General features: G+C 32.3%; 15 protein-coding genes. 4 read left to right on the plus strand and 11 right to left on the minus strand.

The genetic code is table 11. The annotated features are described in order from the left end of the window. Positions 1-216: 216 nt before the first annotated feature. The 5 genes from K7H06_RS21565 to K7H06_RS14180 all read right to left on the minus strand — a co-directional run bounded on the left by K7H06_RS21565 (position 217) and on the right by K7H06_RS14180 (position 5,872). Positions 217-390 carry a cupin domain-containing protein gene (locus K7H06_RS21565; RefSeq protein ID WP_223040034.1) on the minus strand — a complete coding sequence of 58 codons (174 nt, stop codon included), beginning with the start codon at positions 388-390 and terminating at the stop codon, positions 217-219. 131 nt (positions 391-521) lie between these two features. Continuing rightward, complete coding sequence (locus K7H06_RS14165) at positions 522-1,133, minus strand: lactate utilization protein (protein ID WP_223036688.1); 612 nt, start codon at positions 1,131-1,133, stop codon at positions 522-524. A 338-nt stretch (positions 1,134-1,471) separates the two neighbouring features. Then, positions 1,472-2,881, minus strand: a complete 1,410-nt coding sequence (locus K7H06_RS14170) for a Na+/H+ antiporter NhaC family protein (RefSeq protein ID WP_223036689.1) — start codon at positions 2,879-2,881, stop codon at positions 1,472-1,474. 119 nt (positions 2,882-3,000) lie between these two features. After that, on the minus strand, positions 3,001-4,194 hold the full coding sequence (locus K7H06_RS14175; protein WP_223036690.1) for an alanine dehydrogenase: 1,194 nt from the start codon (positions 4,192-4,194) through the stop codon (positions 3,001-3,003). A gap of 283 nt (positions 4,195-4,477) precedes the next feature. After that, positions 4,478-5,872: a sigma-54 interaction domain-containing protein gene (locus tag K7H06_RS14180; RefSeq protein WP_223036691.1), complete on the minus strand. Its 1,395-nt coding sequence runs from the start codon at positions 5,870-5,872 to the stop codon at positions 4,478-4,480. A 177-nt stretch (positions 5,873-6,049) separates the two neighbouring features. Between K7H06_RS14180 and K7H06_RS14185 the strand changes: the two genes are divergently transcribed. Next, positions 6,050-8,218, plus strand: coding sequence for an ATP-dependent helicase (locus K7H06_RS14185; protein WP_223036692.1), 2,169 nt, complete (start codon positions 6,050-6,052; stop codon positions 8,216-8,218). 28 nt (positions 8,219-8,246) lie between these two features. Here K7H06_RS14185 and K7H06_RS14190 read toward each other — a convergent pair whose 3' ends face one another. From K7H06_RS14190 to K7H06_RS14210, 5 genes are all read right to left on the minus strand, one after another. Then, positions 8,247-9,278 (minus strand): 5-oxoprolinase subunit C family protein, encoded by a 1,032-nt coding sequence (locus tag K7H06_RS14190; protein WP_223036693.1) that lies wholly within the window; start codon positions 9,276-9,278, stop codon positions 8,247-8,249. After that, positions 9,279-10,019: a 5-oxoprolinase subunit PxpB gene (pxpB, locus tag K7H06_RS14195; protein WP_343216788.1), complete on the minus strand. Its 741-nt coding sequence runs from the start codon at positions 10,017-10,019 to the stop codon at positions 9,279-9,281. It lies immediately after the preceding gene. An 87-nt stretch (positions 10,020-10,106) separates the two neighbouring features. Then, positions 10,107-11,312: an NRAMP family divalent metal transporter gene (locus K7H06_RS14200; protein ID WP_343216789.1), complete on the minus strand. Its 1,206-nt coding sequence runs from the start codon at positions 11,310-11,312 to the stop codon at positions 10,107-10,109. An 11-nt stretch (positions 11,313-11,323) separates the two neighbouring features. Continuing rightward, positions 11,324-12,094 (minus strand): LamB/YcsF family protein, encoded by a 771-nt coding sequence (locus K7H06_RS14205; protein WP_223036695.1) that lies wholly within the window; start codon positions 12,092-12,094, stop codon positions 11,324-11,326. A gap of 212 nt (positions 12,095-12,306) precedes the next feature. Further along, entirely contained in the window at positions 12,307-13,092 is a 786-nt protein-coding gene (locus tag K7H06_RS14210; RefSeq protein WP_223036696.1) for an IclR family transcriptional regulator, read from the minus strand. A gap of 184 nt (positions 13,093-13,276) precedes the next feature. Between K7H06_RS14210 and K7H06_RS14215 the strand changes: the two genes are divergently transcribed. Next, positions 13,277-14,068, plus strand: a complete 792-nt coding sequence (locus K7H06_RS14215) for a putative hydro-lyase (protein ID WP_223036697.1) — start codon at positions 13,277-13,279, stop codon at positions 14,066-14,068. On the opposite strand, the gene K7H06_RS14220 is transcribed toward K7H06_RS14215, so the two are convergent. After that, a complete protein-coding gene (locus tag K7H06_RS14220; protein WP_223036698.1) occupies positions 14,058-14,465 on the minus strand; it encodes an NUDIX domain-containing protein in 408 nt (135 codons plus the stop codon). The genes K7H06_RS14215 and K7H06_RS14220 overlap by 11 nt on opposite strands. A 377-nt stretch (positions 14,466-14,842) precedes the next feature. On the opposite strand from K7H06_RS14220, the gene nuoE reads away from it, so the two are divergent. Together nuoE and nuoF are read left to right on the plus strand one after the other, a co-directional pair. Then, positions 14,843-15,373 carry an NADH-quinone oxidoreductase subunit NuoE gene (nuoE, locus tag K7H06_RS14225; RefSeq protein WP_223036699.1) on the plus strand — a complete coding sequence of 177 codons (531 nt, stop codon included), beginning with the start codon at positions 14,843-14,845 and terminating at the stop codon, positions 15,371-15,373. 3 nt (positions 15,374-15,376) lie between these two features. Continuing rightward, the gene (nuoF, locus tag K7H06_RS14230) at positions 15,377-17,128 is read left to right on the plus strand and encodes an NADH-quinone oxidoreductase subunit NuoF (RefSeq protein WP_223036700.1); all 1,752 of its coding nucleotides are present in this window, start codon (positions 15,377-15,379) and stop codon (positions 17,126-17,128) included. Positions 17,129-17,135: the final 7 nt, after the last annotated feature.

A 17,135-nucleotide genomic window follows, 5' to 3' on the forward strand; every position in this document is an offset into this window, starting at 1 on the left:
ATTTTCATAGTACCAAAATACAACTGATATACAGAACACCACATATAAAACGATCAAAATTATTTTACTTTTTGATAAATCGTAAATCTGAAAAAATCCATATACTGATAAGACTATAAACATTATCAAACCAACAAAATATGATTTATATGGATAAATGAATTTCACTACCATTCACTTCCTTTCAAATTTACTTACTATGCAACTATTCTTGTTTTATTTAACCATACTAAGAAAATCTTCTCTTTGTGGAGAAAAAATATCCACAACAATACCTTCTTCAACGGAAACACAACTATGGACTTTATTTGCCTTTACATAGAAGCTATCACCTGTCTCAAGAATCGTTTTCTCTTCTTCAATTAAAAACTCAAACTTACCTTTTGCTATATATCCTGCTTTTTATTCCATCTGCTACGTTAAATGTTTTTGCATTATTATTTTTTACAAACATCCTATTTCCCTTTCTCTTTTATTATTTTTATTGTTATTTAAAATTCTTCATCCTCTATATTATTTCATTAAAATCCTAAATCTTCATTGATTAAAAACACATTTATGTCCGTTTTCATAGGTTTATGATCAATAATCACAGTAATATTACACATTCTATCTTTAGAACGACAATCATTACATTCCTTAGTATATCTACAAGGAGTCTCTAAGTTTAATCTTTCTGCATTTTTAGGACAAGCTTCTTTTTTAATCCTCTCGATTGCTTTATTTGCATCTTTAGCAATTTTATTAACACCCACAATAATATAAACTCTATCATGTCCATAAATCATTGATGCAACTCGATTTCCCAATCCATCTATATTTACTAATTTACCATCTTCCGTTACTGCATTAGAACTTGACAAATATACAGGAGTATGACTAGCTTTGAATCTTTCTTCATCTTTTTTCTCTTGATCTACAAGCCAATGCCAATAAACTTCATTTCCTCTTTTCATCAAATCCTTATGCATTCCCATATCATAGATTGTTTTTGAACCACCTATTCCAACATCTTCATCTAAATTTATTGCATCTAATAATGCTTTTTTTGCTACTGTACAATTTTCAAAATACTCTACGTTAAAACCATTTCTTTTTAAATTTTTCATTACATTCAACGTTCTACTATCCATTCTACCGCCTCCCATAATTTAAATTTAAAAATAAATTCCTTTTTCATCGAAATCCCTTGCATATCTAATCTAACACCTTATTATTTCATCATTAACACTACATTTAATTATTTTATTATAGTAACTACTATAATAACCACTCCTCTTAGTAGTTATTATAGTGGTTACTAGTATACTTGTCAATAATTTTTTTAATTTTTTAACAAATCAGGTTTTATCTTGTGCAATTTCTAAGGAAAAAAAGAATAAAAAATGACCATAATAATCAAAATTAGATTATTATGGTCATTTTTGTATAAAGAAGGTATCGGATTAATTTCCACAATACCTATAGTTTTTTAAATGGCCACAAACCCTATAATCAAATATACAACAGATGCCAATCCAGCTGCTAATAAAGCGTATGGAATTTGGGTCTTTACATGGTCAATATGATCTGCAGCTGCTCCAGTTGATGCAAGAATCGTTGTATCTGAAAGAGGTGAACAATGGTCTCCAAATACGCCGCCCCCTGCAACGGCTGCTACTGTAGCTAATACTAATGCACTTACTTCATTCCCGCTAAAGCTAAATGCAAGGGGTGCTGCAATAGGCATAACAATGGCAAAGGTTCCCCAGGAAGTTCCTGTTGAGAAGGATATAGTTGCTGCAATCATAAAAGTGATAAAGGGAAGTAGGTTAGGTGTTAACCAGTTTTCTGTTACGGAGATAATATAATTTGCAGTTCCCATCTCCTTACTTAACGCATTGATCGTATAAGAAAGTGCTAAAATAATAATTGCTGGCATAACCCCTTTCATTCCTGACATGGCTGTCTTCATAATATCATTGAATGGAACCCCTTGAATTCTCATAATAATTCCTAATACTACTGCTGCTGTAAGGAAAGCCTCCATTGTTTTTGCTGACTTTAATGTAATAAAAGTTCCAATAGCAATAGTAATAACAATTAATACAGGAAAAATAAAATCAAAGAATACATGTGTTTTTATTCCTTCATAGGGAGGGGTATCTGTTAATTCTTCTCCAATAAGAGGTTCTGCTCCATCTCTTAAAACTTTTCCTTCCTCTAATGCTCTTTTTTCAGCCTTTTTCATAGGTCCAAAATCTGGAATAGCCCCTACTGCAAATAAACCTACCAATATTACTGCAATAATTGCATAAAAATTGAATGGCACTGCTCTTGTAAAAATCATCATAGCTTGTTCAGCATTTTCTACAGGTCCCATTCCTACTAATAGTCCTGAAATAAATACGGCCCATCCAGTAATAGGTGCCAAAACACTTACGGGTGCTGATGTAGAATCTGCAATATATGCAAGTTTTTCTCTAGAGATTTTCGCCTTATCTGATAAGCTTCTCATAGTAGAACCTACAAATAGTGGACTAAAGTAATCACTAAAAAATACAAACATTCCCATTACCCATGCAGTCAATTGAATATTTTTTCTGCTCAATTTTCTATCTTCCATAATTTTTGTAAATCCCTGAATAGCACCTGTTCTTTGAAAGAATGCAATAACAATCCCAATAAATAATTCAAGTAATAAAATCCAAGAAAAGCTTGTTGTTCCAAGAGAAGTTTTCATTATAGCAGGAAAACCCATCAAACCTTTTCCTGCAGCTAAAACACCAATAAAAATTGCTACAGCTAATGAAAATACCGTATTTCTTGTTTTAAAAGCAAGAATAATTGCTATTGTAGCTGGTAATAAAGATATAATTCCCATTGTCGCGCCTGCTTCCATTTTCACATCTCTCCTTTATATTTTTTATATTTTCTAACAAAGGTATTTACTTTTATAAGCCAATACCTTTGTTAGAAGAGAAATTGAACGAATTTCTTTTTTTCTTAAACCTCTCCTTCTTAGCAACAATTACAAACACTTTCTTTAGAACTATCTTTTTTCTTAACACTAGTGGTTGTGGCTTTTGGTACATGATCTAAATCAACACAATCTGTTAATCCTAATACTTCTTCAGGTGTTTTCCATGATCTATTTTGAATAACACTAGCTTCTTCATGAGTAAGAGTCCCTTTAAAGACAGTAAGACTTCTTCTTAAATAACCATCTCTTTTACAAGCCTCTACAATTCCATCATTTGCAATAGCTTTTAAATGAGGAAAAACAGATGCTGCATAAGCAATAGAAGTTGTATGAGGCGCTGCTCCTGGTATGTTATCCACCCCATAATGGATCACTCCATCTATCTCATACGTTGGATTTTCATGAGTTGTTGGTTTATACGTTTCAATAGCTCCTCCAACATCCGCACTCACATCTACAATCACAGATCCTTTTTTCATAAATCTTAACATATCCTTTGTAATTAAATGATCTTTCCTATGCTTTGGCCACTTCACACAATTAATCACTAAATCCATACGAGATAATATCTTTTTGATATTTTGTTGATTAGAAAACATAGTCTGTACATTTTTAGGAAAAATTTCTTCACAATGTCTCAATGTCCCAATATTAACATCCATAAGAGTCACTTGGGCACCTAATGCTGATACAATTTCTACTGCTCCTTTTCCCACAATTCCTGCTCCTAAAACCAATACATTAGCTCCTGGTGCTCCTCCAATACCACATATTAATTGTCCTCTTCCACCATTGATACTGAGAAGATAATTGACTCCCATCAATGCTCCTAATTTTCCTGCTACCTCACAATTAGGCGATCCAAATCGATGTGTATCCTCTGCTGTAAATGCAATCGCTTTCCTTTCTAATAAAGTATCTACCTCTTCTCTATTTGCCGCTGGATGTATACAAGTAAAAATAATCTGTCCTTCTTTAATCATTTCATATTCTGTAGGCTCAATTTCTTTTACCTTTACTACCATGTCACTCTCTTGATAAATTTCTTTCATATGGTTTCTAATTTCTGCTCCAACACTTATATATTCTTCGTCCTCAAAACCCGCCTTCACACCTGCACCACTTTGTACAAGTACCTCATGTCCGTCTGCAACCAATTCTCCAGCTTCTATTGGTGTCATAATGACACGAGATTCTCCACTTTTGATTTCCTTCAATACACCAATAATCATTTTTATTTCCCCCTTTTATGCTAATGGTTTTGCAATAGTCATTAACATTTATTGCAATCTTCGTGCCATTATACAATATTTTATTTTTTATTTTCATCTAGCTATTTCAACATTTCTTCCCACCATTTAAGTAGTCATTATATTCTTTGACATCCATTTTATGAAACATATATAAAAAAAGCTGGCATTTTTTCATCCTGCACAGCTTTTTTTGTTACTTTTTGGGCACTATTTGTTATTTTTTGAGCAATATTTATATTTTAGCTCTATGATTTTCTATCATTTATAAAATATGATAATTTTTCATTTTTCTTTGAAGAGTTTGTCTAGGTATTTCTAATAATCTGGCAGCTTGAGAAACATTTCCCTTTGTTTTTTTTATGGCTTCTTCTATCAATTTCTTTTCTATATGACCTACAGCTTCCTTTAATGGTCGTATAGATATTTGTACCTCATCTTCTTCTATTACCTTCATCACATTTTCAACATGTTCTATTTCTATTTCATCAACAGTATCATCCACCATATTCATTGCATACTCTATCACATGCTCAAGTTCTCTTACATTTCCTGGCCAATGATAATCAATCAGTACATCATAAACCTCCTTGGATACTTTTTTTATGTGTTTTTCAAGATCTTTATTGTATTTGTTGATAAAGAAATTGAGTAATATTTCAATATCTTCTTTCCGTTCTCTAAGGGGTGGAATATGCATAGATAATGTAGCTAATCGATAATAAATATCTTGTCTAATGTATCCTTCTTTTATACATTTTTTAGGACTCCTATTAGATGCCGTAATAATCCTCACATCTACCTTTCTTTCTTTTCTATCACCTAATCTTCTAATATACCCATCCTGCAATACTCTTAATAATTTGGCTTGTAACTGAATGGGCATAGAATTGATTTCATCTAAAAACAAAGTCCCCCCCTCAGCTAACTCAAATAATCCAGGATGATCATATGCTCCTGTAAAACTTCCCTTTGTTGTCCCAAATAAAATGCTTTCTAATAAATTTTCAGGAATAGCTGCACAATTTTGTGTAATAAAAGGTTTGTTTGCTCTAGAACTTTCATGATGAATGGCATGAGCAAACAATTCTTTTCCTGTTCCTGTTTCTCCATAAATAAAAACAGAAGCTTTTCCTTTTGCTATCTTTTTTACAAAATATTTTAGTTCTCTCATCTTTGTATTGTCAGAAATAATATCTTCTAAAGTATATCTTGCGCGATCTGGTCCTAAATGCTTTTCCATTTCATCAGTCTTCGTAAATAGTTGTGAATTCATTTCAATCACATTCATGTTTTTTTCTTTATATTTTGTAATATCCTTAGATATTTCTATAGCTCCAATAATTCTACCTTCTCCTTTAATAGGCACAGATGTATTCATAGTAACAATCTTTGTTCCTTCTATATTTACAACACTTTGCCTTTTCCTATGAATAGGTTTTCCTAGTTCCATAGCTTTAAATAATGTACTTGTATCTTTATCAATATTGGTAAAAACTTCATTTAACTTTTTTCCAATTACTTCTTCTCCATCTACTATTTCAGGATGAAACCATGGATTAAATTTTACAGAGAATAATATTTTCCCATTTCGATCAATAATTGTAATCCCATCAATATATTCCATATCCTTTAAAAAATCTTGTTTTCCTCTCTTCATAGTTCCTCCTTATGTCCTTAGTATAGCCAAAGAATATTTATTGTAATATATATTCTTTTTATATCATAAAATTCATTCTTTTTGCACTATATTTTTTCATTAAACCTAACCCTATAAAACCATTTAGCAATATGCTATACTTTACCTATTGCATTTTATCTCTAGGAGGCCTTTATTTTGAAAGATTCATTTTTTCATCTATTAAAAACAGATCATCATATTCATTTAAATAATCAACAAAAACAAGCTGTTCTTCATAAAGATGGACCCAGTCTTACCCTAGCAGTTCCAGGAAGCGGTAAGACTACCTCTCTCATTTGTAGAACAGCCAATTTAATTTTAAATCATAACATACATCCTAGTAATATATTATCTGTAACCTTCAGTAGAGCTTCTGCAAAGGATATGAAAAAACGCTTTTTTGAAGTTTTCGGAAAAGTTATTCGTCAAAATGTATATTTTTCTACTATTCATCGTTTGGCCCTGCGAATCGTCTCTAGATATGCAAAGATGAATGCTTTTGAGTATACCATCATTGAAGGAGAAAAATCACCTATTCAAAAAAATGTATTACTAAAAAGAATCTATCAACAAGTAAATCATAGTTTCCCTAATGAAGATGAATTAGAAGCCCTTTTAAGTACTATTAGCTTTGTAAAAAATTCAATGATTCATATAGAAGAATTCGTATCCTACGACTTTGAAGTGGAAAAATTTAAAGAAATATATACCCATTACGAATCTTACAAAAAGAAACATCATCTTATTGATTTTGATGATATGCTAAGCCTTGCACTTAAAATCCTTCGAAAAAACAAACATCTGCTCACTCAGTATAGAAAACAATATCCATATATCCAAGTAGATGAAGCGCAGGATACTTCAAAGGTTCAACATGAAATCATCAAGCTCCTAACTTTTCCTAAAAACAACTTATTTATGGTAGCTGATGATGATCAAAGTATTTATGGCTTTCGAGGGGCCTATCCTCAAGCACTGCTGGATTTCTCAAAAACTTATAAAGAGGGTCGTGTATTCTTTTTAGAAAAAAACTATCGTTCTTCCCAGGAAATTGTTACTATAAGCAATACTTTTATAAAATCTAATACAGAAAGATATTTCAAAAATATGTATACGGATAATGAATATTACGCACCTATTTCTATGGTAAATGTTCAAAATGCAGTAGATCAACTTAACTACTTATTAGAAGAAATCAATCAAAATACAGGTACAACTGCTATACTTTACCGAAACAATCTATCTTCTGTACCCCTAATAGATACATTAGAGAGAAATAGTATTCCATTTTCTATGCAAGGATTTAATATGTCCTTTTTCAATCATTGGTTAGTAAAAGATATATTCGCCTTTTTAGATTTATCTCTAAATCCTTATGACATTACATCCTTTGAAAGGATTTATTATAAAATGAATGGTTATATATCCAAGGCATCTGTATCTTTCATAAAAGAACAGCCTAGATCCATTTCCATCTTTGATTATTTAGTTGATTTTCCCGATCTTAAACCGTATCAACAGAAAAACCTCAAACGCCTTAAGGAAGATTTTTATTCCCTTGCTCATATGAGACCACAAGCTGCTTTAAATTTCATTGAAGAAAATCTTGCTTATAAAAAATATTTAAAATCAAACTGTCAAAGGCTAAAATGTTCCTATGAAAATGTCCTATTTATCTTTACACAATTAAAAATAATCGCTTCTAAAACCGATTCAATTATTAATTTTATGGAAAGATTTAATAAACTGCAAAAGATTCTATATTCTACAAAAAATAAAAAAGAAAATACTTCTGTTCTTTTATCAACAGTACATTCCTCAAAGGGATTAGAATTTGATCATGTTTATTTAATTGATTTAGTAGATGGGCAATTCCCTCCTAAGTCCAAGATGGATCATTTAGACGAGGAAGAAGCTATGTACTTAGAAGAAGAAAGAAGACTTTTTTATGTAGGTATGACAAGAGCAAAAAAATCACTCTCATTAGTGGTTCCAAAGTTTCAAGATGGTGCATATATGCGTCCTTCCCCTTTTGTTGGTGAAGTAAAAAAATGCATAAATAAATGCTTTCCAGCTATAAAAGATACCTCTTATAGAAATAAAAAAGATACTTATTCTACAAGCATATCATCTACAACAAAACAAACAAATTCATCTATTTCACATCCATTTAAAATAAATACACTAGTAAAGCATAAAGCATTTGGAACAGGGTTGATAAAAGCTATTGATGGAGATATTGCACAAATTGATTTTAAAAGTTTAGGGATGAGAGGTTTATCCTTACGAATATGTATAGAACAAAATGTTTTAAGCCCATTGTAAAAGCTTTTGGAACGAATCCAAAAGCTTTTTATTTGATTTCTTCTACCTTGACCTCATAAAATTTTCCATTAATTTTCAAACGATATTCCTTTGTATCAATAATTTCCCGGGCAACACATTCTTTTTTAATAGCAGTTATTCTTTCCTCTACTTCTTTTAATATACTTTGTGCTTCTTCTATACTTACTTTTTTAAAGCTTATAATATCTCCTGGTTTTGCTTGGGCTATTCTTTCTAAATCAGCATATATAACATTGGCTATTTTTGTATAGCCTCCGGTAGTTTGCCTGTCTGCCATCATAATAATAGGCTTTCCATGTCCTGGTATCTGGATAGCCCCAAAGGCAATACCATCAGAAATAATATCTGCTCCCTCTTTGTGCTCAATCTCTTCCCCATCTAAACGAAAACCCATTCGATCACATTCATTGGTTACTGTATAAGATTGAGAAAGAAAAGTTTCTATTCCCTTTTCTGTAAAATATTCCTCTTGAGGACCTAAAAGAACTCGTACCTCTAAAGAGTTTTTGTATTCTGGAATATATTTAGCTGAAACAGCTCTTCCTGTGAGCTTCAATAAAGATTCCTTTGGACTTCCTATTTTAAGTTTATCTCCTTTTTTTAGAGGTCTTCCTTCATATCCACCAATTTTCCCCTTCATATAGGTTGATTTACTTCCCATAATTTCAGGTACATTGATTCCTCCTGCAAAAGCAATATAGCTTCTACATCCTTCTTTCATTCCCCCAAAGGATAATTGATCATCCTTCTTTACATGTATACTTTTCCACATAGGAATAGCTTTTCCATTGATCATAGGAGATAATTTTCCTCCTGTAATAGCAATCACCGTACCCTCTTCAAATATGATTTGCGGTCCTAACATGGTAACTTCTAAAACAGCTTCTTTTTCATCATTTCCCACCAAAATATTTGCTACTTTGTATGAAAAATAATCCATTACTCCTGAAACAGGAACACCAAATTGTTGATAGCCAACTCTTCCTTCATCCTGCACAGTAGTCAAAAGCCCAGGATTTAAGATTTTTATCTGTCCCATTTATTTCCCCACCCTTTCTTTAGGGTATTTTTTATATACATAAGTATTATTTTTTATTGCTTCTTCTGTTCTTTTATAGGTATTTTCATCAATAGCTACAAATTTAATATAATTTCCTGACCCAAGTAAAATGGGGCTTTCTCTATACGCATCGTATAGCTTTAATGGTGTTTTTCCAATTAATTGCCAACCTCCAGGACTATCTATTGGGTAAATTCCAGTTTGACTCCCTGCAATGCCTACTGACCCACCACTAATTTTCGTTCTTGGTGTTTTCAGTCTAGGAGTTGCAATTTTCTCATTCATTCCTCCCAAGTAAGGAAAACCAGGGGTAAATCCAAGCATGTATATAAGATATTCTCTTGAAGTATGAATTTTTATAACTTCTTCTACTGTTAAACCATTATGTTTTGCTACATTTTCAATGTCTGGTCCAAATTCTTTACCATAAACTGTTGGAATTTCAATTACTTCTGGTAGGGGTATCTCTATCTTATCCATTTGACTTTCTAATAATTGTAATTGTTTCAAAAGGGAATGGTAATCTTTTTTCAATGGATCATAATGCACCATCAAAGAACGATAGGTAGGTGTCATTTCTATAATACCTTCAATATTGTTCTTTTCTATAGCAATCATCATGGCTCTTACTTTGCTATTAATCTTTTCACTGATTTCATTTCCGAACTCTATCACCAATGCTTTTTCTCCTGCTATTAAATATTTTGTTTCTCTATACACATTTTGTTCCCCCTTATATTGCGTTTTAAAGATTGATAGCATCTAGGTAAGTAAACACTTATCTAGATGCTTCAATTGAACCCCTTACTAATGTACTAACATTTGCATATTTTTCAGTGCATTTACTCCTGCATATCCAGCTACAAGAACAATCAATAATCCAAATACCAATAGCCAAGTAGGATGTTTATAATCTCCTACAATATCTTTTCTTCTAGAAGCAAGTAAAATAACCCCTATGGTAATTGGTAAAATCAATCCATTTAATGATCCTGCTAATATAAGCAGTTTTGCAGGTTTTCCTATTACTGCCATAATCATAGTAGACACCACGATAAATCCAATAATCCAATACTTTTCATTTTTTTCAATGGTTGGATGTAGCGTTTTTAGGAATGACACAGATGTATATGCTGCTCCAACAACAGAAGTAATCCCTGCTGATAATAATACTATACCAAAGAATTTATATCCAATCATACCCGCACCATGTTGAAAAGCAGAAGCTGCTGGGTTAGAAGGATCTAATTGGAATCCTTTTGCCACTACCCCTAATACTGCTAAGAATAAGAACACACGCATAATGGATGCAATCACAATTCCCATGATAGAACCTCTTGTAATCTCTCCAAGGTTCTCCTTCCCTGTAATTCCGGCATCAATCAATCTATGTCCACCAGCAAAGGTAATATATCCTCCTACAGTTCCACCTAATAGGGTGATAGTTGGAAAGATTAGTGATTTGAAATTTTCAGGTGCTACACTTCTATAAATAGCTTGTCCAACAGGCGGCTTTGTAACAATTGCCACATATGCAACAATGATAATCATTAATCCACCCAGTATTTTTGTGAATTTGTCTACTACTGGACCTGCATCTTTCGATAAGAAAATAATACTACCAATAATTCCGCAAATAACCGCTGCAATCTTTACATCTAGTCCTAAAATAACATTGAGTCCTAAAGCAGCTCCACCAATATTTCCAATATTAAAAGCTAATCCTCCTAATGCAACAAGTATTGCCACAACATACCCAAGTCCTGGTACAACTTTGTTCGCAATATCTTGCCCTCTCATACCTGATACACCAATAATTCTCCATACATTTACCTGGGCTCCAATATCAAGAACAATAGATATAAGTATAACGAAAGCAAAGCTTGCTGCAAATTCTGCTGTAAATGTTGCTGTCTGAGTTAAAAACCCCGGTCCAATGGCTGACGTTGCCATAATAAATGCTGCTCCTAAAAGTGCTCCAAAATTATTCTGTTTTTTCATCTCCTTTTTCACATTCTTTCCTCCTATTCAATAAAATTTGAAATAGCTGTTACTTTTACACCTTCCTTCTCAAGAGAGGAACGTATCTTTTTCACAAATTCAACGGCTCTTTCATTATCTCCATGAACACAAATTGAATCTGCATTAATTTCTATCTCTTCACCATTGATAGCTGTAACTTTTCCTTCCTTCACCATTTTTACAACTCTTGCTATAGCCACTTCAGCATCATGAATCACTGCCCCTTCTAATTTTCTCGATACTAATGTGCCGTCTGGATTATAAGCACGATCTGCAAATACTTCATTGGCTACTTTTAAACCTATTTCTTTCCCACTCTTTATCATTTCACTATTTGCAAGTCCCATCAAAATAATGTTTTCATCTACTTCATATACAGCTTCTGCAATTGCTTTAGCTAAAGCTTTGTCCTTTGCTGCCATATTGTACATGGCACCATGAGGTTTTACATGCTGAATTTTTTCTCCTTTTGATTTTGCAAATGCCATGAGAGCTCCTAGTTGATACTTTACATAAGCTTTCACTTCATCAGGGGATACTGATATATTTCTTCTTCCAAACCCCATTAAATCTGGAAACCCTGGATGAGCACCAATACCTACCCCTTGCTCTTTTGCAATTTTTATGGTATTTTCCATCACCAAAGGATCTCCTGCATGCCATCCACAAGCAATATTCGCAGAAGTTACATACCTTATAACTTCTTCATCAAGTCCTATTTTATAGTTTCCAAAACTTTCTCCTAAGTCACTGTTTAAATCTACTTTATACATGATAACACCTCCACCTTTTAAGTCGTTTCAATATTTGAACCGATGGTTTATTATTTATAATTTAATATTAACATACAACAATTTCATTGTCTATACTAATTTTTATAAATTTTAGACAATTTAATCTAATGTATGTATTTTACTCCCATCCTTCATTTAGGATGATTTTTTATTTTTTAAAATAAAAAAGAATCATGAAAGATTTTAAACCTTCATGACTCTTTATATCCTAATGCTTTTGAAATGTCCTTAGCCGTATTTTTGACTTTTTGTATGATCTCAAAAATTTTATCTTTATCAAAGCGTTGATCTGGTCCTGCTGTACTAATAGCAGCAACAACTTTTTTAGTGTAATCAAATACAGGTGCTCCTACCCCTATTGTCTGCATTTCCATTTCTCCAAAGCTTACGGTGTACCCATTTTTTCTACTTTCTTTAATCAACTCCCACAATTTTTCCTCTTTGACTATGGTATTCTCTGTATATTTTTCGAAGCTCTCATCCTCAAAAATTTCTTTGATTTCATCATCTTCTAAAAAAGATAATATGGCCCTAGGACAAGCACCTGCATTTAAAGATGCAGTCCTTCCTGTTTTTGTAAAAAGCCTTACAGGATGTGTACAGATTAATTTTTCAACATAAATAACTTGATTTTTTTCTCTCATAACCAACTGTACATCTTCATTAATCTCATCTCTTAACCTCTTCATAAAGGGTAGTGCAATTTCTTTGATCTCTATAGCTTCAGAAACAATCACTCCCAATTCAAGGAACTTCATCCCTAGTTTATATTGATTCTGTTTGCCACTTATATCAACTTTCCTAAGATATCCATTCTTTTCAAATGTATTAAACAATCTATATACAGTAGCCTTTGGAATAGATGAAAGTCGTGCAATTTCACTCAATCCCCTTACAGGTTCCTCTGCAGTAAAATATTTCAAAAGACTCAATGCCTTATCTAAACTTTGATTGATACTACTATCCTGCCCCTTCATACATTACCTCCTACTTCCTTTATCCCTAATATTTTTATTATACCATGTTCAAAAATTTTTCAAAACAAATTGCCAAAATAATACACTGGCTATACAATATAGTATATATTCAATATTTTTGTACTATTTCATCATTTTGTTTTTAGTATGTCATACACATCTATACTTAAAGGGAGGAATTTCCATGAACGACTTATCTTGTGCACAACCTTTTGAAGTTCGTCAAATGATTCGAGAAAATAAAATACAAACACATACATCTGGTATGTGCCATGGCTACACCCAAGGAAACTTGGTTATCTTACCTAAGAATTTAGCGTATGATTTCTTATTATTTGCACAGAGAAATCCAAAACCATGTCCCATCCTTGAAGTTACTGATATAGGATCTACAGAATTTAAGACCATCGCTCCTGGATCTAACATCACTACAGATATTCCAAAATATAGAATATATAAAAAAGGGGAACTTCAAGGAGAATATACACATATAAAAGATTTTTGGAGAAATGATTTTGTATCATTTATGTTAGGCTGTAGCTTTACATTTGAATCAGCTTTAACAGAAGAAGGTATTGAAATTAGACATATCACAAATGGTAAAAATGTTCCTATGTATATTACAAATATTCAATGTAAAAAATCAGGAGTATTTTCTGGTCCTACAGTTGTGAGTATGAGACCTATTCCCTATGAAAAAATCGTGAAAACTATACAAATTACTTCAAGATATCCTAGCGTCCATGGTGCGCCTATACATATTGGAGACCCTGAAATAATCGGTATAAAAGATATCAACAAACCAGATTTTGGTGATCCTGTAGCTATCAATCCTGGAGAAGTTCCTATTTTTTGGGCATGTGGTGTTACCCCTCAGGCTGTTGCCATGAATGTAAAACCTGAAATCATGATTACCCACGCACCAGGACATATGTTTATCACAGATATCAAAAATCATGAATTAGCTAGAGGATAGATAAAACATCTAAATATTCTTCTATAACTGCTTTTGTAGGAGCAAATAATTGAATAGAAGTTAATTCATTTAATCCAAACCATCTTAGTTCATCCATTTCAGAAAGCTGTGGTTTTGGTTCTCCTTCAAATTCTTCACAAAAAAAAATCTTAGGCTGAACCAATGTTTCTACCCCTTTTACAAAGGCTCTTGATGTAACTTCTCCTAAACATTTATTTTTTTTTGCAAGAAGATTAAACTCTTCTTGCAATTCTCTTTTTACAGCCATTTCATAATTTTCTCCTTCTTCTAGCTTTCCCCCAGCCATACTCCATCCTTGTCCATCTGCTCTCAACCCTAATAATATTTTATTATTTTTCATAAGAATAATTGCACAACACCTGTGAAATACTTTCATTGTTGACCACTTCCTTTTTTTTTAGAATCCTTGTTATATTTTTTTTATATTTACCCTTAACTTAAAATATATTATTATAATTTATGAATACTTATTTTTTTTTATTTTTAGTTTTGATTAGATATATTTTTTGACTATTTATTATATTTTTTATATTTTTATATTTACCTTTAATTCAAAATATATTATCATAGTTAGTATATAATCATGATTAGTAATCCTTTATTTTGCTTTTGTTCTTATCTATTTTTACATGAAAGGCATAAATTTACAATCATTATTATGTATGATATAATCTTTATATTGATTTTTCAACGTTTTTTGATTATTAAAACAATTTTATTTTTTTCTTATTATATATAAAAGGAGTGTGTAAAATGGAATGCTGTGGTGGAAAAAAACTCATGGTAGATGTAAGTGACCCTAATGTGGATCTAACAAAACTAGATCCTATCCTGCAAAAGTATAAAGGTATTTCAGGTAGTCTCATTACTATTTTACAAGAAACACAAGAAATTTACGGCTACTTATCCCTAGAAGTACTCAATTATATTGCTGAAAAAATTGGTGTGAAACCTGCAAAGGTTCACGGGGTAGCAACTTTTTATACCCAATTTAGACTCAATCCTGTTGGAAAGCATTTAATCATGCTTTGTCAAGGAACAGCCTGTCATGTAAATGGTTCTAAATTGATTGAAAATGCCATCTGTGATGAATTAAACATCAAAGAAGGAGAAACAACTGAAGACGGATTATTTACCCTTAATAATGTTGCCTGTCTTGGTTGCTGTAGTTTATCCCCTGTTATGATGATTAATGGAGAGACTTATGCAAAACTTACTCCTGAAAATGCAAGAAAAATATTGCGAGATATAAAAGAAAAAGAAAAAAATAGTGAGGAGGTCTAAACCATGAAGATCGTTGTAGGTCAAGGAAGCTGTGGACTAGCAGCTGGTGCAAATAAGGCATATGATATTTTCGAAAATGCAATAAAAGAAAAAGGTCTTCAAGTAGATCTTGATATTACTGGTTGTATTGGTATGTGCTATTTAGAACCTATCATAGATGTTTTTGATGATAATGGTGAAAAGACAACTTATGTAAAAGTAACTCCTGAAATTGCTAATGAAATTGTTGAAAAACATATTATTGAAAAAAATCCTGTAAAGGATTATATAATCTCAGAAGAAGATTTAAATGTTGTATCTAAACAAAATAAAATTGCTCTAAGACATTGTGGAATCATAGATCCTGAATCTATTGATGAATATTTAGAAACTGGTGGCTATAAAGCTATTGAAAAATGTATTAAAGAAATGAGTCCAGAAGAAGTTATTGAAGAAATTAAAATTTCAGGACTTCGTGGACGTGGTGGTGCAGGATTCCCTACTTGGTTCAAATGGAATGCTGCAAAGAATTCTAAGGGTTCCCCTAAATATTTAGTATGTAACGCTGACGAGGGAGATCCAGGTGCTTTCATGGATCGAAGTGTCTTAGAAGGAGATCCCCACAACCTTATTGAAGGAATGATGATTGGCGGATATGCTATGGGTGCAAACGAAGGTATCGTTTATGTTAGAGCTGAATACCCATTAGCTATTATTCGTCTTAAAGAAGCTATTAATCAAGCGCATAAAAAAGGTATTTTAGGAAAAAATATTTTTGGTTCTAACTTTAATTTTGATATGCGCATCAAAGCAGGTGCAGGTGCTTTTGTCTGCGGAGAAGAAACAGCTCTTATTGCATCTCTTGAGGGAGAACGCGGAATGCCAAGACTAAAACCTCCATTCCCTGCTCAAAGCGGATATTGGAAAAAACCTACAAACATTAATAATGTTGAAACCTTTGCAAATGTTCCTTGGATTCTAGCAAATGGTGGTCAAGCATTTGCTAATATGGGTACAGAAAAAAGTAAAGGAACAAAAGTATTTGCTCTTACTGGAAAAATCAAAAAAGGTGGTCTTGTAGAAGTACCTATGGGAATGCCTTTAAAAGAAATCATTTTTGATATTGGTGGCGGTATCAAGGCTGGTAAAAATTTCAAGGCTGTTCAAATGGGTGGTCCATCTGGAGGATGTATTCCAGCAGACCTTATAAATACTACTGTTGATTATGAATCTATCAACAAAACAGGCGCCATTATGGGTTCTGGTGGTATGGTAGTTATGGATGAAACTACTTGTATGGTAGATATGGCTCGTTTCTTCTTAAACTTTACTCGTGAAGAATCTTGTGGAAAATGTATCCACTGTCGAATTGGTACAAAAAGAATGCTTGAAATATTAAATCGCATCTGTGAAGGAAACGGAAAAGATGGAGATATTGAACTATTAGAAGAATTAGCTATTAAGATCAAAGAAGGTTCCCTTTGTGGACTTGGTCAAACAGCTCCTAATCCAGTTCTTAGTACCATCAGATATTTCAGAGATGAATATGAAAAGCATATTTATGATAAAAAATGTCCTGCTAAACAATGTACAAACCTATTAACTTATTCTATTGATCCTGAAAAATGTATCGGTTGTACTGCCTGTGCAAGAAATTGTCCAGTAGATGCTATATCAGGACAAGTTAAACAAGCACATGTAATCGATCCTGAAAAATGTATAAAATGCGGAAAATGCGTACAATCTTGTAAATTCGGTGCAGTTATAGTTGAATAAAAAAGGG

The sequence above is a fragment of the Crassaminicella profunda genome, from assembly GCF_019884785.1.
GTDB lineage: Bacteria > Bacillota > Clostridia > Peptostreptococcales > Thermotaleaceae > Crassaminicella > Crassaminicella profunda.